Annotated in this window: 18 protein-coding genes; 13 read left to right on the forward strand and 5 right to left on the reverse strand. The window is 66.3% G+C overall.

The window, feature by feature from the left end:
• Nucleotides 1-127 precede the first annotated feature (127 nt).
• Nucleotides 128-1,366 (forward strand): mechanosensitive ion channel family protein, encoded by a 1,239-nt coding sequence (locus AC1DDG_RS20290; RefSeq protein WP_476877484.1) that lies wholly within the window; start codon nt 128-130, stop codon nt 1,364-1,366.
• Nucleotides 1,367-1,511: 145 nt separating this feature from the next.
• Here the strand turns inward: AC1DDG_RS20290 and AC1DDG_RS20295 are convergent, their stop codons facing one another.
• Entirely contained in the window at nt 1,512-2,369 is an 858-nt protein-coding gene (locus tag AC1DDG_RS20295) for a pullulanase X25 domain-containing protein (protein WP_476877485.1), read from the reverse strand.
• A gap of 288 nt (nt 2,370-2,657) precedes the next feature.
• On the opposite strand from AC1DDG_RS20295, the gene AC1DDG_RS20300 reads away from it, so the two are divergent.
• Nucleotides 2,658-2,948 (forward strand): hypothetical protein, encoded by a 291-nt coding sequence (locus tag AC1DDG_RS20300; protein ID WP_476877486.1) that lies wholly within the window; start codon nt 2,658-2,660, stop codon nt 2,946-2,948.
• Between the two features lie 77 nt (nt 2,949-3,025).
• Here AC1DDG_RS20300 and AC1DDG_RS20305 read toward each other — a convergent pair whose 3' ends face one another.
• Nucleotides 3,026-3,286: a DUF2630 family protein gene (locus tag AC1DDG_RS20305; RefSeq protein WP_476877487.1), complete on the reverse strand. Its 261-nt coding sequence runs from the start codon at nt 3,284-3,286 to the stop codon at nt 3,026-3,028.
• Between the two features lie 266 nt (nt 3,287-3,552).
• On the opposite strand from AC1DDG_RS20305, the gene AC1DDG_RS20310 reads away from it, so the two are divergent.
• The 3 genes from AC1DDG_RS20310 (at nt 3,553) to AC1DDG_RS20320 (ending at nt 5,944) form a co-directional block, all read left to right on the forward strand.
• Nucleotides 3,553-4,446, forward strand: a complete 894-nt coding sequence (locus tag AC1DDG_RS20310; protein WP_476877488.1) for an SDR family oxidoreductase — start codon at nt 3,553-3,555, stop codon at nt 4,444-4,446.
• 148 nt (nt 4,447-4,594) lie between these two features.
• Nucleotides 4,595-5,569 (forward strand): aldo/keto reductase, encoded by a 975-nt coding sequence (locus AC1DDG_RS20315; RefSeq protein WP_476877489.1) that lies wholly within the window; start codon nt 4,595-4,597, stop codon nt 5,567-5,569.
• A gap of 30 nt (nt 5,570-5,599) precedes the next feature.
• A complete protein-coding gene (locus AC1DDG_RS20320; RefSeq protein WP_476877490.1) occupies nt 5,600-5,944 on the forward strand; it encodes a DUF6457 domain-containing protein in 345 nt (114 codons plus the stop codon).
• Nucleotides 5,945-6,140: 196 nt separating this feature from the next.
• Here AC1DDG_RS20320 and AC1DDG_RS20325 read toward each other — a convergent pair whose 3' ends face one another.
• On the reverse strand, nt 6,141-8,438 hold the full coding sequence (locus tag AC1DDG_RS20325; protein ID WP_476877491.1) for an FdhF/YdeP family oxidoreductase: 2,298 nt from the start codon (nt 8,436-8,438) through the stop codon (nt 6,141-6,143).
• A 243-nt stretch (nt 8,439-8,681) separates the two neighbouring features.
• Between AC1DDG_RS20325 and AC1DDG_RS20330 the strand changes: the two genes are divergently transcribed.
• Both AC1DDG_RS20330 and AC1DDG_RS20335 read left to right on the forward strand, forming a co-directional pair.
• Nucleotides 8,682-9,503, forward strand: coding sequence for a CPBP family intramembrane glutamic endopeptidase (locus AC1DDG_RS20330; RefSeq protein ID WP_476877492.1), 822 nt, complete (start codon nt 8,682-8,684; stop codon nt 9,501-9,503).
• Nucleotides 9,504-9,528: 25 nt separating this feature from the next.
• A complete protein-coding gene (locus AC1DDG_RS20335) occupies nt 9,529-10,137 on the forward strand; it encodes a hypothetical protein (protein ID WP_476877493.1) in 609 nt (202 codons plus the stop codon).
• Here the strand turns inward: AC1DDG_RS20335 and AC1DDG_RS20340 are convergent.
• Entirely contained in the window at nt 10,129-11,181 is a 1,053-nt protein-coding gene (locus AC1DDG_RS20340; protein ID WP_476877494.1) for an adenosine deaminase, read from the reverse strand. The two genes, AC1DDG_RS20335 and AC1DDG_RS20340, sit on opposite strands and share 9 nt — an antisense overlap.
• A 48-nt stretch (nt 11,182-11,229) precedes the next feature.
• On the opposite strand from AC1DDG_RS20340, the gene AC1DDG_RS20345 reads away from it, so the two are divergent.
• Nucleotides 11,230-13,923 (forward strand): excinuclease ABC subunit UvrA, encoded by a 2,694-nt coding sequence (locus tag AC1DDG_RS20345; protein ID WP_476877495.1) that lies wholly within the window; start codon nt 11,230-11,232, stop codon nt 13,921-13,923.
• Between the two features lie 301 nt (nt 13,924-14,224).
• Entirely contained in the window at nt 14,225-14,911 is a 687-nt protein-coding gene (locus AC1DDG_RS20350; protein WP_230120128.1) for a transglycosylase family protein, read from the forward strand.
• 480 nt (nt 14,912-15,391) lie between these two features.
• On the opposite strand, the gene AC1DDG_RS20355 is transcribed toward AC1DDG_RS20350, so the two are convergent.
• Nucleotides 15,392-15,919 carry a hypothetical protein gene (locus AC1DDG_RS20355; RefSeq protein WP_476877501.1) on the reverse strand — a complete coding sequence of 176 codons (528 nt, stop codon included), beginning with the start codon at nt 15,917-15,919 and terminating at the stop codon, nt 15,392-15,394.
• Nucleotides 15,920-16,187: 268 nt separating this feature from the next.
• Between AC1DDG_RS20355 and AC1DDG_RS20360 the strand changes: the two genes are divergently transcribed.
• The 4 genes from AC1DDG_RS20360 to AC1DDG_RS20375 all read left to right on the forward strand — a co-directional run.
• Entirely contained in the window at nt 16,188-17,099 is a 912-nt protein-coding gene (locus tag AC1DDG_RS20360) for an MSMEG_6728 family protein (protein ID WP_476877496.1), read from the forward strand.
• Nucleotides 17,100-17,107: 8 nt separating this feature from the next.
• The gene (locus AC1DDG_RS20365) at nt 17,108-17,968 is read left to right on the forward strand and encodes an SDR family oxidoreductase (protein WP_476877497.1); all 861 of its coding nucleotides are present in this window, start codon (nt 17,108-17,110) and stop codon (nt 17,966-17,968) included.
• A gap of 93 nt (nt 17,969-18,061) precedes the next feature.
• Complete coding sequence (locus AC1DDG_RS20370; RefSeq protein WP_230120125.1) at nt 18,062-18,484, forward strand: DUF1622 domain-containing protein; 423 nt, start codon at nt 18,062-18,064, stop codon at nt 18,482-18,484.
• A gap of 153 nt (nt 18,485-18,637) precedes the next feature.
• Nucleotides 18,638-19,407, forward strand: a 770-nt coding sequence (locus AC1DDG_RS20375) for a DUF222 domain-containing protein (RefSeq protein ID WP_476877498.1), incomplete at its 3' end; no start/stop codon positions are given.

Genomic DNA, 19,407 nt, shown 5'->3' on the forward strand with positions numbered 1-19,407 from the left:
GATTAATTGTGCGGCAGCCGACCTTGGGAAAACCTTGGAATCGGCCCGATCGCAACCGAACCGATGCCGCCATAGCCCATTCCCGACGATTTCAACAGGCTGAGGAGAGGTTGGTAAGGGTTAACGCATGCAAGACCTTGTAAACCCAGCAATGCCCTTTCTCGCAATAGCCGTTGCCGTAGCCGCAGGGCTGTTCCTCTCCTGGCTGCTCCGGAAGATCCTCCTCCGGTTCAACCGAAGGCTCCCCGCGCTGCGCGAGACCTCCCGCATGGGCCGGGTTCCGCTCCGCCTGGCCCTCTGCCTGACCGGCATCCGGATCGCCCTGGCACTCACCACGGACGACGCCCCGTGGCGCACGAACGTGGACCACATCCTGCTGATCGCGCTCATCGCCTCTGTGGCCTGGCTGGCAGTTGCCATCCTGCTGATCATCGAAGCGCTGATGCTCACGCACTACAGCGTGGATGTGGCGGACAACCGCCGCGCAAGACGCCTGCGCACCCAGGTGATTCTCGCCAGGCGCATCGGCATAGCTCTGGTGGTCATTTTGGCGCTCGGCATCGCACTACTCACCTTCCCGGACGTCCGGGCCCTCGGGGCAGGCATCCTGGCCTCGGCCGGACTGATCTCCATCGTTGCCGGCCTGGCGGTACAGTCCGCACTGGTCAACGTTTTCGCCGGTGTCCAGCTGGCCTTCACCGATGCCATCCGCGTTGACGACGTAGTGGTGGTGCAGAAGGAATGGGGCCGGATCGAGGAGATTACCCTGACCTACGTGGTGGTCCACATCTGGGATGACCGCCGCCTCATTCTTCCCTCCACCTACTTCACCACCACACCCTTCGAAAACTGGACGCGTAGGCGGTCCGAGGTCATGGGCACTGTGGAATTCGATCTCGACTGGCGCGCCCCCGTCGAAGCAATGCGCGCCGAACTCAAGACCCTGCTGGCCGGCACCGAACTCTGGGATGAACGCGTGGGCATCCTCCAGGTCACCGATGCCACCAGCGGCTTCGTGCGCGTCCGGATCCTCGTGAGTGCCGCGGACAGCGCCTCCCTGTTCGACCTGCGCTGCCTCGTTCGCGAGGAGCTGGTGGGATTTCTGCAGCGGCAGCATCCGCAGGCACTGCCCCATATCCGCTGGGAAACCGTCAATTCCTCTCAGCAAAATTCAACGCAGCCACATGCCACGAGTGCCTCGCCCCGGCGCCCGCAGCTTGAGGCGCACCCCCGGCAGCCGTCCGATCCGCGCGACTCCCAGCTGTTCACCGGTTCGATGGAAGCAGTGGAGAGGTCGCGCGCCTTCAGCGGCCCGGGAGAGGAAGTGTTCGAGGACCGGGAAAAGACCCTGTCCGCCCACGAATGACGCTCGGTGCTTCCGGACGAACAGCGAAGCCCCGCTGCCGCGGTTGCGGCAACGGGGCTTCTCAGCTGCGTACTGACCTGTCCCAGTTCACGGGCCGCGTCAGTTGGCGGGCCGCGTACTGACCCGGGTCAGTTGGCGCGCCGGGTCATGCGTTAACGGTGATGTCCCGAGTGCGGTGGTCGTACCGGATGGTGAGGCGGCCGCCGTCGTGGTGCAGTTCGTGGTTTGCACCGTCGAACGCACCGAAAGCGCCGTAGTTCTCCTCCCAGGAGCGGTTCAGCGCGATCTTGAACGTGTAGTGGCCGGCCGGAATGTCAGCCGTCAGCTTCCACAGCTGGTCGAGGGCGTCGAGCTCCATCTGGGCTTCGTCATACTGCGGAGCCCAGTTCTCCGGGGCACCCAGCAGCGTGTTGAAGTCACCGGCAACCGCTACCGCTTCCGGCTGCGGGGCAGTTTCGACGGCGGGAGCTTCAGTTTCGGAGCTCGCCTCGGCCTTCTTGCTGCGAACCGCCTTGGCAACGGGGGCAACCGCGTCCTCGATCAGCTTGGCAGCCTTGTCAACGACCTTCGCAGCCTTGGACGGAGCCTTCTCAGCCTTGACGGCTGCTGCCTTCTTAGCGGCAGGTTTGGCGGGCACGGCCACCGGAAGGGGCGTGTTGGCAGGAACCGGCGTTCCGGCGTCGAGCGCTACAGCGAAGCTGTCGGCGTCCGCGAACGCGACAGTGGCTCGCAGGCCGTCCTCGGTGATGGTCCAGCCGGAGCGGCCCTTGACCAGCCAACCGGCCTTGACCAGCTTGGCCGTGGCAGTGGTGAGCGACTTGTGGCCGCGGGGGATCCCCCCGCTGAGCAGTTCAGCCTCGTAGGCGTTCAACGGAACTCGGATGAGTGCCTCGGCGAGTACTTCGCCAGCATTCTGCGACTCACCAGTCAACACCCCCTCCGCCAGAACGTCCAGCACGGCCTTCAGCCGGAAGTTGGTGTTTTCTGCGGCAGTCTTGCGCATGGTTCCCCTTAAAGAGCGATTGTTCCCCCAGTAGTTTGCCAAGTAGACGGTAAATCTGGCGACTTGAAATGGTAAATACCGCGTGTCGCGACCGGATATGACGCGGATTACACCCGATCTGAGCCTGGAGTCTCGGATTTCCGGACGTCGGCCGCCGCGGTGGTGCAGCCAAAACCAGCTGACCGGGTGGTTGACAAAGGAGTGCATTTCCCGCCGCGCGCAGTAGAAAGTAGGCTTACCATGTGCGTTGATCACCAGGACAGCACAGCACTGGAAAGGATGAAGGCCATGAGCGAGCACAATGCCAAGGAAGACGGCTTCATAGTCCCGAACCCGTCAAAGATCCGCGACGACGGCCCTGGCGACGCGGGCGACGACGCCAACGCAATCCGCTTCAGTGAAGAGCAGGCGCTGATCGAGGAACAGTCCCACGGAATCCGCCCCGAGCGCTACGACATCCCGTCCGGCGGGCCCACCATGGCCGAAGCGCGCGGCAATATGGACTTGTCGGATGACACCGGGGATGCAACTTCGGGCGACAGCAGCGACGACGGCCTGCACGGCGGAGCTGAGCAGTAAAGCGCCGAAGCAGTAAAAGCTCCCGACGTCGGCACGCCGGATTGCGGCGGCCACCCGGCAGCGGGCGGAGTCCGGGCCTACTGCCGGTAGCCCTCGACTTCGCTGGCGGGCCGCACGTCGGCCTCGTCAGGATCCTCCCCGGCCTTCGCCTTGGCTCGGCGCTGCCGCAGCAGATCCCAGCATTGATCCAAAGCCTCCTCCACCTGCCGCAGCCTGGCCAGTCGATCCCCCGGCTCCGGGCTGGCGACGTCCGACGCGTGCCCTTCCCCCACCTCGCGCAGTCGGTGCTCTTCGTCAACCAGCGACTGGATCCGCTGCAGAATGTCCTGATTGTCCATCGCTTGCACTCCTCACATCATGCGGCTCGCCAATGCCAGCCGGCTCAGCAGGCCTGGAATTGCCAGCCTAGTGAGGCTGGCCCGTCCGCGAAAGGGCCTGACCGCACAGCACCCAGCACTGCACGGGACCCCCAGGCACCGATCGCGCTGGCCACGCGGCAGACCGTTCGCTAGGCTTGAACGTAAGCATGCTTAGCATTCTGCTGGGAGCTTGTTAATCCACATGCGAACTGTCCGTGTTCAACCCCGCCATCAGGAGGAGCACCATGACCGATCAGTACACGTTCAAGAATCCCGTCACGGCTTACGAGCACATCGAGCCGCCGAAGCAGCACCAGCCCGAGCCCGGCCTGGACGCAAAACTGGAACCCAAGGCCGATCTGGGTGAGGACACCTACCGCGGGATGGGCCGCCTCGAAGGGCGCAAGGCGATTGTCACGGGCGCCGACTCCGGCATCGGCGCTGCCACGGCGATTGCGTTCGCGCGCGAGGGTGCCGACGTCGTCCTCTCCTACCTTCCTGAAGAGGAAGAGGACGCCGCGAAGATCGCCAACCTGATCGAAAAGGCCGGGCGAAAGGCCGTGAAGGTTCCCGGCGACCTTAAGGACGCGAACACGTGCCGCGAGCTGGTGGACACTGCGCTCCGCGAGCTTGGCGGACTGGACCTCCTCGTGAACAACGCCGGCAAGCAGGTGGCACAGGAGGAGATCGCCGACATCACCGACGAACAGTTCGACCACACGCTGAAGACCAACGTCTACGCCATGTTCTGGCTCACCAAAGCAGCGGTACCGCATCTTCCGGCGGGCTCCACCATCATCAACACGACGTCGATCCAGGCCTACAACCCCTCGCCCACCCTGGTGGACTACGCAACCACAAAGGCCAGCATCAACAACTTCACCAAGGGCCTCGCCCAACAGCTGGCGCCGAAGGGAATCCGGGTCAACGCGGTAGCTCCCGGCCCCATCTGGACACCGCTTCAGGTCAGCAGCGGCCAGCCCAAGGAAGCCCTCCCCGAGTTCGGCAAGGACACCCCGCTGGGACGGGCGGGCCAGCCCGCGGAACTTGCCCCTGCGTACGTGTTCCTTGCATCGGCGGAGTCGAGCTTCGTCGTAGGAGAAACGCTGAACGTCAACGGCGGAAGCCCGACGCCCTAGCCGTTCCGACCAGTACCGCGCTGGTCCAAACCGCTGGTCCAACCCGCGCCTCACCCAGGCCATTGTGGCCCCGAAAGCAAGGTGCTTATAGTGGCGGTCTGCACACCCCTGAGCCACTCCGCCGCAAATACCTGATGAGGAGAGCCCGATGGAATCCCGCACCCTTGGTTCCCTGACCGTTTCCGCCCTCGGCCTTGGCTGCATGGGGATGAGCGAGTTCTACGGCACTGGCGATGAAAATGAGTCCATTGCCACGATCCACGCTTTCCTCGATGCCGGCGGCACCCTCCTTGATACAGCTGACATGTACGGGCCATTCACGAACGAGATGCTCGTGGGCAAGGCGATCGCGGGCCGCCGCTCGAACGTGGTCCTTGCCACCAAGTTCGGCAACGAACGCCGTCAGGACGGTTCCTGGGTGGGCATCAACGGGCGGCCCGAGTACGTCCGGTCCGCCTGCGATGCGAGCCTGCAGCGCCTCGGCGTTGATTACATCGACCTCTACTACCAGCACCGGGTGGACAAGACGGTACCGATCGAGGACACCGTGGGGGCCATGGCCGAGCTCGTCGAGGCCGGCAAGGTCCGGCACCTGGGCCTGTCCGAGGCCAGCGCCGAGACCATCCGCCGGGGCCACGCGGTCCACCCCATCACGGCCCTGCAGACCGAATACTCCCTGTGGGAGCGCGAACCCGAAACGAAGGTCTTCCCCGTGCTCGCCGAGCTCGGCATCGGATTCGTCCCCTACAGTCCGTTGGGCCGCGGCTTCCTGACCGGCCAGCTGCGGAGTCCTGACGACTTCGCCCCGGACGACTTCCGGCGCCACTCGCCCCGGTTCCAGGGCGAAAACTTCACCCGCAACCTGGAGCTCGTGGACCGGGTGAAGGACCTTGCGGATGAGAAGCAGTGTTCGCCCGCACAACTGGCGCTCGCGTGGCTCCTTGCGCAGGGCGAACACATCGTGCCCATTCCCGGCACCAAGAAGCGGGAGCGGCTTGACGAAAACCTGGGGGCGGCCGCCGTCGAGCTTTCCGCAGAGGACTTGGCGCGCCTCGATGAACTGGCCCCGGCAGGAGCCGCTGCCGGCGCGCGCTACCCCCACATGAACACGATCGACACCTGAACCGACTCCGCAGCAACCGAAGGGAATCCCATGAGCGGCAGCACCGAGGGCACCAGCGGCACTGGCGACACAAGCGAAGATCAGGTCCTCGACCAGTGGGCCCGGCGGCTCACCCAGGCCCTGCAAATCCTGGACCTCAAGGTTGACCACGGGCTGGTCCGACGGCTCGCCGACGAATCGGCGCAGGCTGTCAACGGTTCCGCCGGGCCCGTCAGCGCCCTGCTCGTAGGATACGCGGCCGGCCTTGCAGCCCACCACGGAAAGACCACGCCAACGGAGGCCGTGGAGTCCGCTGCGCAGGTGGTGCTGCAGCTGTGCGAGCACGGAGCCGACGGCGGCCCGGACAGCAAGGGCTGGTCCAGCACCGCTCAATGACCGTTAGCGGTGCTCACCCAGGTGTGCCGGCCCGCCAGCGCACCCGCGGGAGGCGCCAGCGCACCCCCGCGGCGCCAGCGCACGCGCGGGAGGCGCCAGCGCACCCCCGCGGCGCCAGCGCACGCGCGGGAGGCGCCCGTGTCCCCGTGACGCCGTGGCCCCGAGACCCCTGCCCCGGCGACTCAGGCTGCGCCCGTCAGGCCGTGGCCGGCTCCAGCCGCACTAGCACCGCCTTCGAAACAGGGGTGTTGCTTCCCTCCGCCACGCTGTCCAGCGGGACCAGCACATTCGCCTCGGGGTAGTACGTGGCTGCGCAGCCCTGGGCCGTGGGATAGGACACCACGCGGAGGTTCTTCATGACCCGCTCCACGTCGTCCTCATAGACTCCGTGGATATCCACGAACTGGCCGTCGCTGAGGCCGAGCTCAGCAATGTCCTCGGGGCTGACGAACACCACGTTCCGGCCCTTCTTGATGCCGCGGTAGCGGTCGTCGTGGCCGTAGATGGTGGTGTTGAACTGGTCGTGCGAGCGCACGGACTGCAGGATCAGGGTTCCCGCCGGCCGCTCCACGTGCTCCAGGTGGTTGACCGTCAGCATCGCCTTGCCCGTGGGCGTATGGAACGTGCGCGAGTCCCTCGGGCCGTTCGGCAGCACGAAGCCGCCCTTTTGCCGGATCTTGTCGTTGTAGTTCTCACACCCGGCCACGACGTGGGAAATGTGCTCGCGGATGAGGTCGTAGTTCTTCTCGAAGCCGTCCCAGTCCGCGCTGGTCTTTCCGGCCACAGTCTCCCGTGCTAGGCGGCAGACGATGGCCACCTCGGACAGGAGATTCGGCGCGACGGGCCGCACCTTGCCCTCCGAGGAATGGACGGCGCACACGGTGTCTTCAACCGAGACGAACTGCGGGCCGGACGCCTGCATGTCGATCTCTGTGCGTCCCATGGTGGGCAGGATGAGCGCCTCCTTGCCGGTCACGGTGTGCGAGCGGTTGATCTTCGTGGAGATCTGCACCGTCATTTCAGTGTTCTCCATGGCCGCCTCGGCAGCGTGGGTGTCTGAAATGGCGGCCACGAGGTTGCCTCCCAGCGCCACGAAAACCTTGATGTCGCCGTCGCGCATTCTCCGGATGGTCTGGACGGAATCCGCGCCGTGCTCACGAGGCGGGTCGAACGCGAATTCCTTGCCGACGGCGTCCAGGAAGGCTGGCGGCATCTGCTCCCAGATGCCCATCGTGCGGTCGCCCTGGACGTTGCTGTGCCCACGGATGGGCGAGGCGCCCGCGCCCGGCTTGCCCATGTTGCCGCGCAGGAGCAGCAGGTTGATGATCTCCTTGATGGTGGCGACGCCCTTCTTGTGCTGGGTGATGCCCATGGCCCACGTGACGATGACCCTGTCCGCCTTCAGGTACCGTGCAGCTAGTTCGTCGATCTCGTCGCTCCGCAGGCCCGTGGCCTCAAGGACAGCGTCCTCATCCAGCTCCGCCAGGTGCGCCCTGAGTTCCTCCAGCCCCTGGCAATGCTCCTCGAGAAACTGGTGGTCCAGCACCGTTCCGGGATTCTTCGCTTCTGCGTCGAGGACCCGTTTGGAGATGGCCTGCATGAGAGCCATATCGCCGCCGACGCGGATCTGCAGGAACTGGTCTGCTATTTCCGTTCCATGGCCAACGATTCCCTTGACCTTTTGCGGGTTCTTGTACCGCATGAGCCCGGCTTCCGGGAGCGGGTTGACGGCAACGATCTCGCAGCCGGCCTCCTTGGCCTCCTCGAGTGCCGTGAGCATGCGCGGATGGTTGGTGCCAGGGTTCTGGCCCATGATGATGATCAGCTGCGCCTTGGCGAAGTCGTCATAGGAAATCGTGGCCTTGCCGATGCCGATAGTCTGGCCCATGGCCCAGCCCGAGGACTCGTGGCACATGTTGGAGCAGTCCGGCAGGTTGTTGGTTCCAAAGGCACGCACATACAGCTGGTAGATGAAGGCGGCCTCGTTTGACGTCCGGCCGCTCGTGTAGAAAGCAGCCTCGTCCGGGCTGGCCAGGCCCTTGAGTTTGTCGCCGAGAATCCTGAATGCCTCGTCCCAGCTGACCGGCCGGTAGTGGTCCTCCCCCGCAGGCTTGTAGACCGGCTCGGTGAGGCGTCCCTGCATTCCCAGCCAGTACTCGGGCTTTTGCCGCAGTTCACTGACCGGGTGCTCTGCCCAAAACTCCGACGCCACCACCACCGGCGTGGCCTCCCATGTGACGGCCTTCGCGCCGTTCTCACAGAATTCAAAGGCCTTGCGGTGGTCGGGATCCGGCCACGCGCAGCTCATGCAGTCGAAACCGCCCTTCTGGTTCATGGCCAGCAGCGTTTTCTCGGTCCTGACCACGCCCATGTGCTTCAGGGCCGGCTGCATCGAGTGCAGGACACCGGGCATACCGGCTGCCCACTCCTTCGGCCTGCCCACCTCAAGGTCTTTGTCGTCAGCCTCTTCAACACGCGGATTCTTGCGCGGCATGCTGCACACTCCTTGACTCGCTGCTTTGTCCTGGTCCTGCTGCTTAGGGCCCGGGCACTACACATTGTGTTACCCCAGTCACAGGACTAGCAGGAATGGCAAGGGGCTGCAAGCATTTGGCCCGGAAGCTGGGACAGTGCTCTCTCGCCGGCGTGGCCCCGGAAGCCGCCCATCCTTCTCTGGCGCCCTGGAGCGGATCGGGAGGACAATTGGGGCACTACGCATTGACCGTTTGGAGCCGCCGTGCGTCGTTCCAACACCTGGCTAAGACGTCACAGGCTTGTGGCCTTCTTCATTCTGGCCTACGCAATTGCCTGGGCATCGTGGCCTCTCTACGCGGCAGGGCTGATGCCGCGGATGGAGTTCCTGCCCGTCGGCCCGCTCTTGGCGGCCGTCATTGTGATCGCCCTGGCCGAGGGCCGGCGCGGCTTCCGGGCCTGGGGCCGGCGGCTTGTGCGGTGGCGCGTGGGCTGGGTCTGGTACGCCGTCGCGCTTCTGCTTCCCGCGCTGCTGGTGCTGGTCACGGGCTTCATCAACACCGCTCTCGGCGCATCCGCCCCAGGCCTCGCGGACCTGACCTGGAACGGGCTGCTGATGGCGTTCGCCGTGCGTCTCGTCAACCCGTTGGACGGCCCCTTAGGCGAAGAACCGGGCTTCCGCGGCTACGCCCTTCCCCTGCTGCAGGCCTCCCGTCCGCCGCTGCAGTCGGCGGCGATCCTCGGCGTCCTTGTCGCCATCTGGCACCTGCCGCTCATCCTTTTCAACGGCCTAAGCCTGATCGGACTGCCGACGACGTTCGTCATCACCTTCCTGTACGTATGGCTCTTCAACCGCACGGGCGGAAGCGTCCTGCTGACCTTCCTGTTCCACAACAGCCAGGGCACCTTCACTGTCGGTTCCTTCGGCTTCACCGGCGCAGCCGGCGGCCGCGCTGAACTGATCTATTTCGCCGTGGTGCTCGCCGCGGTCCTGGCCACCCTGCTGCTCGACCGCAAAGCCTGGCGCAAGGCACCCCGCTCAGCCACCGCCGTCGGGCGCTTCTCCCTCAAGATGCGCCCGATGTAAGGGCACCAGAAACCAAGGAGGAAAGATGTCCTCACCGCTCGCCTCAGCCGCCGGGCCGATCGCCCTGGTGGCCGGACTCGCATTCGCCGCTGTGGACGTCGCCCGCCTGCTCGCCGCCGACCGGAGCCTGGACCGGATCGAGATGATGCGCCAGACGCCGTTCGTGGTGACCAACGCACTGTACTGGGTGGTCTTCATCGGCCTCGTCCTCGCCCTCGTATCGGTCTACTTCCGCTCCGCCGGAAGTACCGGCGGCCTCGGCGCCGTCGGCTTCTGTTTCGCGCTCGTTGGCACCCTGGACATGGCCGGCAACATGTGGTTCGACGGGTTCGCCGGCCCCTGGATCGCCGACGTTGCACCGGGCGCGATCCTCGCGGGCGGATCCGGAATGCTGGCTGTCGGCGGCCTCTCCAGCTATGTCCTGTTTGCACTCGGCTGGATAGTCTTCGGCATCACCGGCTGGCGGTCACGGATGTTCCCGGCGTGGGCGGGCGTGGCGTTCATCGTGGCCGGCGTGCTGGGCTACAACGCGGGCCTTCCGCCGTACGGAATCCCCATCGGGCTCACCATGGCCGCCCTGGGATGGTGGATCCTGCGCGGTTCCTCCCCGCGCCAGCCGGCGGCCTCAGCCTGACAGTTCAGCCAGCAGCTCCGCCTTGCGCTCTTCGCTGGCGAACGAGGACCCGATGGAGTTCGCGGCAAGCCGGACGCGGTCGAATTCGGACAGCCCCATGACCGATTCCAGCTGGGCGAAGTTGTCATCCACGTAGCCGCCGAAATACGCCGGATCATCCGAGTTCACGCTCACGTTCAGTCCGGCAGCCAGCATCGCCGGAAGCGGATGGTCGGCCAGCATGTCCACCGCCCGCAGCCGCACGTTCGACAGCGGGCAGACGGTCAGCGGCACCCGGTCGGCCACCAGCCGCTCCACCAGGTCGGGGTCCTCCATGCACCGGATGCCGTGGTCGATCCGATCGACTCCCAGCACGTCCAGCGCCTCAATAATGTACGACGGCGGTCCCTCCTCGCCTGCGTGCGCGATCTTCCGCAGGCCTGCTTCGCCGGCCCGGGCAAACAGCCGCTCGAACTTGGCCGGCGGATTGCCCACCTCCGCAGAATCCAGGCCGATGCCCGTAATCGGCGCGTTCATCGCGATCAATGCTTCAAGAACCTCTAGAGCGGACTCTTCAGACAGGTCCCGCAGGAAGGCAGCGATCAGCAGGGTGGAGATCCCGAACTCCTCCTGCGACGTGGCGAGCACTGTGGCCACACCGTTGACGCAGGTCTCCAGTGAAACGCCGCGGGACAGATGGGCCTGCGGGTCCAGCATGATCTCCGCATGACGCACTCCCGCAGCCGCGGCCCGGCCAAGGTAGGCGCGGGTCATGTCAGCGAAGTCCTCCTCGGTCCGCAGCACCGCCATGTTGGCGTAGTACAGGTCCAGGAAGGACTGCAGGTCCGTGAATTCGTACCGCGCCCGCAGCTCGTCGAGGTCCGCGTAGGGCAACTCGATGCCGTTGCGCTCGGCCAGTGCGAAGATCAATTCGGGTTCCAGCGTTCCCTCGATATGCAGGTGCAGTTCGGCCAACGGCGTGAGCGGCGGGGCCGCCGGGCCCTCCGTTCCGTCCAGAATCGGGGCTTGATCGGTCGGTTCGGTGGCGCCGTCGTAAGTGTTCACTCCGCCAGAATAGTCCCCGGATCTGCCATCACCGCTAGAGTCGAATAGATGCGAAGTGAAAAGTATGCTGATCATCTGCCGGGCCTGGCGCCTGACCACACAGCAGACGGCTTTGTCCGGGTGCGCGGAGCCCGCGAAAACAACCTTCGCAACGTGGACGTGGACGTCCCGCGCGATGCGATCGTCGCCTTTACGGGCGTCTCCGGCTCGGGTAAATCCTCGCTGGCGTTCGGCACCATCTACGCCGAGGCCCAGCGCCGCTACTTCGAATCCGTGGCGCCCTACGCCCGGCGCCTCATCCAGCAGGGGCACAACCCGAAAGTGGAGATGATCACCGGGCTGCCTCCCGCCGTCGCGCTTCAACAGCGCCGCGGCACGCCCAGCAGCCGGTCAACGGTGGGCACTGTCACCACGTTGTCGAACTCGCTCCGCATGCTGTTTTCGCGGGCCGGGACGTATCCGGCTGGTGCGGCGCAATTGGACTCGGATGCCTTCTCCCCCAACACCGCCGCCGGCGCCTGCCCCGAGTGCCACGGCCTGGGCATCGCGCACACCGTCAGCGAAGCGTCCCTGGTTCCCGACACCTCGCTCAGCATCCGGGACGGCGCCATCGCCGCCTGGCCGGGCGCGTGGCAGGGCAAGAACCTGCGCGACATCCTCACCCACCTTGGCTATGACGTGGACACGCCGTGGCGGAAGCTCCCCAAGAAGCACCGCGACTGGATCCTCTTCACCGACGAACAGCCCGTGGTGGAGGTGACGCCCCAGCGCGACCGCGTGGCCAAGCCGTACAAGGGCCGCTTCTGGAGCGCGAAGAGCTACGTCCTGCACACCCTCGCCGACTCCAAGAGCAACACCATGCGCGAGCGTGTCCTGGCGTACATGGAAACCGGGCCGTGTCCCCGCTGCGGCGGCACCGGCCTGACACCAGAGGCGTTGGCGGTGACCTTCGCCGGACACACCATCGCCGGACTGAACGCCGTTCCCATGGCCGAACTGGCAGAGATCATCCGTCCCACCGCGGAGCTCACCGATTCGGTCACCGCATCACGGCAGCAGACCTCGGGCGAAGGCAACGAGGTGGCTGTCGCCATCACGCGGGATCTCCTGCAGCGGGTCAACGTGCTGCTGGAGCTCGGCCTGGGCTATCTGGCACTGGGACGCTCCACCCCCACGCTCTCCCCCGGCGAAATGCAGCGGCTCCGCATCGCCACCCAACTGCGCTCCGGGCTGTTCGGCGTGATCTACGTGCTCGACGAGCCATCCGCCGGGCTGCACCCCGCCGACGCTGAACCGTTGCTGGCGGTGCTCGACCAGCTCAAGTCGTCCGGCAACTCAGTGTTCGTGGTTGAGCACAATATGGACGTGGTGCGCCGTGCTGACTGGCTCGTGGACGTGGGGCCGCACGCCGGAGAAGGCGGCGGCGAGGTGCTCTACAGCGGCCCTGTGGCCGGCTTGGCCGACGTGGAGGAGTCCGTCACCCGGGCGTTCCTCTTTCCGGACGGTTCCGCCAGGTCAGCGGCCGACGGCGGCGCTGACGGCGGCGGCGCTGACGGCGGCGGCGCGGCCGACGGCGGCGGCGGCCGGGCCGGCGGTTCGGCCGACAGGTCAGCAGCCGACGGCGGCGGGCCAGCGATCGACGGCGGCGCGCGCCGCGAACCCGACGGCTGGCTTGAGCTGCGGGATATCAGCCGCCACAACCTGCGCGAGCTTGATGCAAACTTCCCGCTGGGCGTCCTGACCGCGGTGACCGGCGTCTCCGGCTCCGGCAAGTCGACGCTGGTCAGCCAGGTGCTCGCGGAAGTGGTCGGCGCCCGGCTGCATTCCGATTCCGGGGCCGGGCCCGGGCCGAGCCCCGCGGACAGGGCAGCGGACAGGACAGCGTTGGAGGAACCGGAGGACGCCGGCGAGGTCACAGCACCTTTGTCAGTCGGGCCCGTGTCCGGCCTGGACCGGGTGGACCGGCTGGTGACGGTGGACCAGAAACCGATCGGCCGGACCCCGCGCTCCAACCTCGCCACCTACACCGGACTCTTCGACGCCGTCCGCAAGGAATTCGCCGCCACGGACGGGGCCAGGTCCCGGGGTTTCGGCGCAGGGCGCTTCTCTTTCAACGTGGTGGGCGGCCGCTGCGAAACCTGCCAAGGTGAGGGCTTCGTAGCCGTGGAGCTGCTGTTCCTGCCCGGCAGCTACGGTCCGTGTCCGGAATGCCATGGCTCGCGCTACAACCCGGAAACCCTGGAAGTCACCTACCGCGGCAAGAATGTGGCGGAAGTCCTGGGCATGACCGTCAACTCGGCAGCAGAATTCCTGGACGACGTTCCGGCGGCCGCGCGCAGCCTGCAGACCTTGCGGGACGTGGGTCTGGGATACCTCAGGCTGGGCCAGCCCGCCACTGAGCTCTCCGGCGGCGAAGCCCAGCGCATCAAACTCGCCACCGAGCTGCAGCGTGCCCGCCGTGGCCACACGCTGTACCTGCTCGATGAACCCACCACCGGCCTGCACCCGGCGGACGTCCAGCTTCTCATGGCGCAGCTGCACCGCCTGGTGGATGCCGGCAACACGGTGGTCGTCGTAGAACACGAGATGGATGTCGTGGCCGCCGCAGACTGGGTCATCGATCTGGGACCGTCGGGCGGCGACGCCGGCGGTGAGATTGTCGCCGCCGGTACGGCAGCCGCCGTCGCGCTTTCACCCGACAGTCGGACGGCGCCGTACCTGGCCACGGCCCTGAAATCCTGAGGCCAAAGAGGCCGCCGCGGACCCGTCTGCGGCGGCCTCCGCTCGACTTAGGCGCCTGTCACATGGGCCTCCGGCCGTCCACTTGACTGTCAATATTGATCTCGATTTGATAACGGGGACTCACTGCTTTACCGTTGAACACATGCCCGCGCCACGCGGGCCCATGAATGCCCGGTGCCGCCTCCACCAGTTACTGCCCGGCCGGCGGACACCGAAATGACCTCTATTTGTCAGGGGCGGGCGGTAGCGCGACAACGTCCGGGGACGGACCGAGCGCGGGTGGCCTCAGGAGCATCCCACCATGAAGAAATCTACTTTCAGCACTGCCGCGCGCCGTGGAGTAACTCTCGCCGCCGTTTCTGTTGCAGGGCTTGCACTTTCCGCCACCGCCGCAAACGCCGCAACCCCCACCGCCAGCACCTCCACCTGGGACGCCCTCGCCCAGTGCGAGAGCGGCGGTAACTGGGCCACGAACACCGGCAACGGTTTCTCCGGCGGCCTGCAGTTCACCCCGCAGACCTGGGCTGCCTACGGTGGCACCGGCTCCCCTCAAGGCGCCTCCCGCGCCCAGCAGATCGCTGTAGCCGAAAAGGTCCAGGCCGGCCAGGGCTGGGGCGCATGGCCCGCCTGCGCCGCCAAGCTGGGTCTGAGCGGCGGCGCTACCGCAGCTGCCCCGCAGATCCTGCCGCAGAGCGCACCCGTCCAGGCCGCACCGGTTCAGACTGCTCCGGTTGCCCAGGCCCCGGTCGCCACCGCGGCCCCGGTCCAGGCTCCCGTGCAGGCCGAAGCCCCCGTCCAGGCCAAACATGTTGCTGCCGTCGCCGTTAGCGGCGAGACCTACACCGTCCAGGCCGGCGACACCCTGAGCAAGATCGCCGACAAGCTCGGTGTTGACGGCGGCTGGCAGAGCCTGGCCGACGCCAACGCTGCCACCATCGCCGATCCCGACCTGGTGTTCGTTGGCCAGGTTCTGCAGCTGCCTGCCTAATTTGGCGGCCGTGGCCTGCTGACAGTTCCGCACTGTCGTGCAGACCGACCCCTGAAGTCCGACGCCGGGCCGCTCCACTTTGTGGGGGCGGCCCGGCGTCGTTCTTTTAACTGGCTTTTCATGCGTCAGCGCGCGAACGTGTTTCCTTCCGCAGCAGGCGGTCATTCGCCACGCCGGCCGCCGGGCCGCTCCCCTCTGCGGGGCGGCCCGGCGTCGTTGGCCTGAATCAGTAGGGCGTCCGGACTGTCCGCTTCGCGCACCCGGGCGCCAGGTCGCTGCTGAACCGGGGACGAGGCCGGGACGTGACGTTGGCGGGTGGCGCCCGCCGTCGTTTTTCAGCGTTCCTCCCCTCAAAGTCTTTCCCTTAAAGCAATACGACGCCGGGACGTCCCCGTTGTGGGGCGTCCCGGCGTCGTTGTCTGTTAAGTTGCTGATGGCTGCTGCCTGGCAGGCGACACGCGTTACTTCTGAGGCGTCGCCTTAGGCTGCTGCCGGCAGTTCACGAACGATGCGCACCTTCCAGGCGGCGTCGTCGCTCGTGTCCAGCAGGGCCACTGTGCCCGATGCGAGGTGCAGGGCGACCCGCTTGGCGTGGAGCAGCTCCAAGTAGAGGTGCTCGTTCATGCGGGAAGGGGTGTCGATGACGAACTTCACGGCGTCACGCACCTTGCGGTAGTTGGCGCTGAGTTCGCGGTGCCGGTGGAGTTCAAGCTCGTGGCGCTGCTTCACCCGCGGTTCGTGCTTGTTGAGCCAGTTCACTGCCAGGTGCACTCCGATGACCAGAGCGAGCGAGACGGCGTAAATCCACCAGCCCGTCGACATCAGGAACAGCGGCAGGTTGGCAACAGCGACGATCGCGATCACAACGCGCAGGGCCACCAGCCGGCGCAGAGTCAACGCGACGGAAGCGAGTGCCGTGCGAAAGCGGTGCTGGTCCTTACGGGCGGCCGCCGGATCGAGCGTAAACTCGTCAAGAACCAGGATGCCGTTTGCCTCGGGGCCAAGCATTTTGCCGTACTTCGGAATGAAGTGCTGAGGCGCCTGTGACCCGTGTGATTTGGCCGCTGAGGGCGCGGGCAACAGGGGCGCGGGAGAGGTAAGAGTCATGTGAGGGCTTCCAGACGCTGGTGAGGTTTCGGCTATCTTAGTGGTCGGCGCACGTTGGTGTATGCATAGGTCCACTATGTGAACACCTTTATTTGGGCTGGGCGTGTGCGAGCGTGTGGGCTCGGACACCGTAATTGGCACATCGGGCGCGGGGCGTCAGACTGAAAGGATGCAAACCTTCCTTCCGTATCCCGATTTCCAGCAAAGCGCTGCCGCGCTGGACCCCGCCAGGCTCGGCAAGCAGCGTGTCGAGGCGCTGCAGACACTGCGTGCGCTGGTGATCCCGGAGTACGGCTGGCAGTCACACCCGGCCATCCGCATGTGGATGGGTTACGTCCCGGCGCTCACCATGTATGGCCTGGCCATGGCCGACGAGTGGACCAAGCGCGGGTTCGCGGACAACACACGCGACAACATCCGCGAGTTCGCCCCACAGGCGGCCCACCCGGATTACGCCGCCAAAATCGCCATGCCGCCATGGCTGGGCGACCCGGAGCTGCACCTGAGCCACCGTTCCAACCTCATCCGGAAGGATCCGCGGTTCTATGCGCCGGTTTTCCCGGACACGGAAGCCGACCTGGAGTATGTCTGGCCTGAACCCCGCCACGAGTTCCTGCCCGAGGACCCGGAGGACGACGTGCTGTGGATCCTGCGCGAGCACGTGGGTGACATCGACCCCGAACGTTTGGACAAAGTGGGACTGCCGGCCGTGGGACGTGCAACCCTGACTGCGGCCAGCACCGAAGACGACTACCAGCCGGTCTACGCGGACTCAAGCTCGCGTCGCCCGTCCAAGGTCGCCCGCAAGTTGCCTCCCAAGCAGCTCGTCAAGAAGCCGTCGCGGAAACGCCAGCGCCAGGAAGCGGCCTTCTCCACCCTGCCCGGCAAGTCGCCGGTGGCCGTACCGTTTGAAGGCGGCAGCAAGTTCGCCGTCGGCATGGTTCTCGGCCGGCCCATCACGCTCGACGACGGCCGCTTCGGCCGCAACTTCAAAGTCACCGAAATCATTGACCGTTCAGCATTCGACTACCCAGCCCTGCTGCAGGATCCCCGAGTGTTCTTCCCGGTTCCTGCGCTGTAAGGGCAGGCATGACTATCCTTCTGGCAGGCTGTGGCGACCTGGGCACCGAAGTCGGGCTGCGGTTCGCCGCAGCCGGGCACCGCGTTGTGGGGTGGCGGCGTTCGCCCGCGAAACTGCCACTGGAAATCGAAGGGGCGGCGGCTGACCTGAGCACCGCTGACCTTCCGCCGGTCCCGGCAGATACAACCGCCGTCGTCGTTGCCGTTGCCGCCGATTCGCCGACTGAGGCGGCATACCGTGCGGCGTACGTGGACGGCCTTTCACATGTCCTGGACGCGCTCGAGCGCGACGGTGTGACGCCGCGTCGCGTCCTGTTTGTCTCCTCCACCGCCGTTTACGGCGACGCCGGCGGCGATTGGGTGGATGAAAGCACGACGCCGGCACCCGGCAGCTTCTCTGGCCGCATCCTCCGCGAGGCCGAGGATCTGCTCCTGACGCGGCTGCACGGGACGTCCACGACGGCTGTGGTGCTACGCCTCGGGGGCATCTACGGGCCCGGGCGTACAAGGCTAATAGATCAGGTCCGCAGCGGGTCGGCCGTGCTTCCCGAAGACAAGCGGTACACAAACCGCATTCACCGGGACGACGCCGCCGGCGCCATCCTTCGACTGTGCACCATGGCTGAAGAACCGGCTCCTGTCTATGTCGGTGTTGACGAAGATCCTGCCGAACTCGGTGATGTCCTGTGTTTCCTGGCATCGGAGCTGGGGCTCGATGTCCCGCCGTCGGGCCCGGTTGGCGAGGCGCGCGGCGGCAACAAGCGATGCAGCAACGCGTTGCTGCGAGGGACCGGATATTCCTTCGCCTATCCGACGTTTCGTGAGGGATACCGCGACATTCTGGCCGGGGTCGGAGTGCGGCACCCCTAGGCTGTTCCTCTAAGCAACACCGGCTGGCCGGACCAAGCTCGCTGGAGGAACGGGAACCACCCCGGACCGAACGCAACTTCAACGAGGGGCCCGATGGATTTTCAGCACATTATTGAAGCAGTCGGCAGGTTCATGGACTTCGCAGGCGTGGCTGTAATGGTGATCGGCGCTGTGGTCTCGATCCCCATGGCACTGCGCGGCTACCAGCCCCGGCGCCTGCCCGCCGATGCCGGGCGCATGTCCGTCTACCGCTCGTACCGCCAACTGCTCGGCCGCTCCATTCTGCTCGGACTGGAACTCCTCGTGGCAGCCGACATCATCCGCACCGTAGCCGTCACTCCGACGTTTGAAAGTGTCGGCGTGCTGGCCATCATCGTGCTCATCCGTACTTTCCTGAGCTTCTCGTTGGAACTGGAAATCACAGGCAGATGGCCTTGGCAGAAGGAGCCGTCTGCGGGCGGTTCCGGATCTAAGGGCAGCTCGCAGAGCCGGGAGTCCGCTGTTTCAGAGACGTAGTCCGTCGGTCGGTTCGCGACAACGTTTCCCGCCAGGCCGTGGTCTGTGGCTGTTCGGCCTATCTTCGTGGCCATCCATTTGAGATTTCGCTCCCTTCAACTGGGTTATCCTTGCGCAGCTAAAAATGTCAGACCCCTCTGACAAAGTTTTCCTATGGAAGCAATGGGGGAACACGCAGCGGATCACACCGCGGGCCAGGCGGTAACGCCGGGCCTCAGCGCGGCTGCCCTGCTGCGGGGCCGCGCGCTTCGCAGCGTTCCCCCTCCCGCTTTGCTCACGGATCACGCGGCGTCCGACGGCGGTGCCGCCGCCGGCGGGTCCGTCACCGGCGTGACGTTTACTGGCACCGCCTTCAGTGGCGGGGCGGCTGAGGCCCTGGAACAGTGTCTGGAGGCGCTGGCATCGGCGGTCGACGCCGCGGACAATGAACTCGGGCTGGCTTCCTTCCGGGAGGCGGCGGATTTCGCGGACCTGACCGAGGAGCTCTCCCGCCGGGCCGAGCACCTTCAGCTGCTCGCCGCGGCCGCGGTGGAACGGACCCGCACCGAGGCGGTCAACGCCGCCGGACCCGCGGCAAAAGCCACAGGCTGGACCACCGGCTGGGGCACCAACACCGACACCGGCAGCGCGGCCGACACCGCTGCCGGTGCAGGAGCATCCGGGGCCGCGGCGGCGGGGCCGGTGCCGGTGCGGTCTGTGCCTGCCGATGACGGGTGCCGGAACACCGCCGAATACCTCCGGGTCCGGCTCCGGATCAGCATCGGCGAAGCCCGGCGCCGGCTCGCCCTCGCCGCGGCCGTGCTGCCCCGCACCGGCCTCAACGCCCACCCCATGCCCCCCGCCTGCGAACAGACCGCCGCGAACCTCGCCGCCGGGACCATCGCCTCCCGCGCCGGAACCATCATCACCACCGCCCTGGACAA

This window comes from Arthrobacter sp. 10L430, assembly GCF_056395245.1.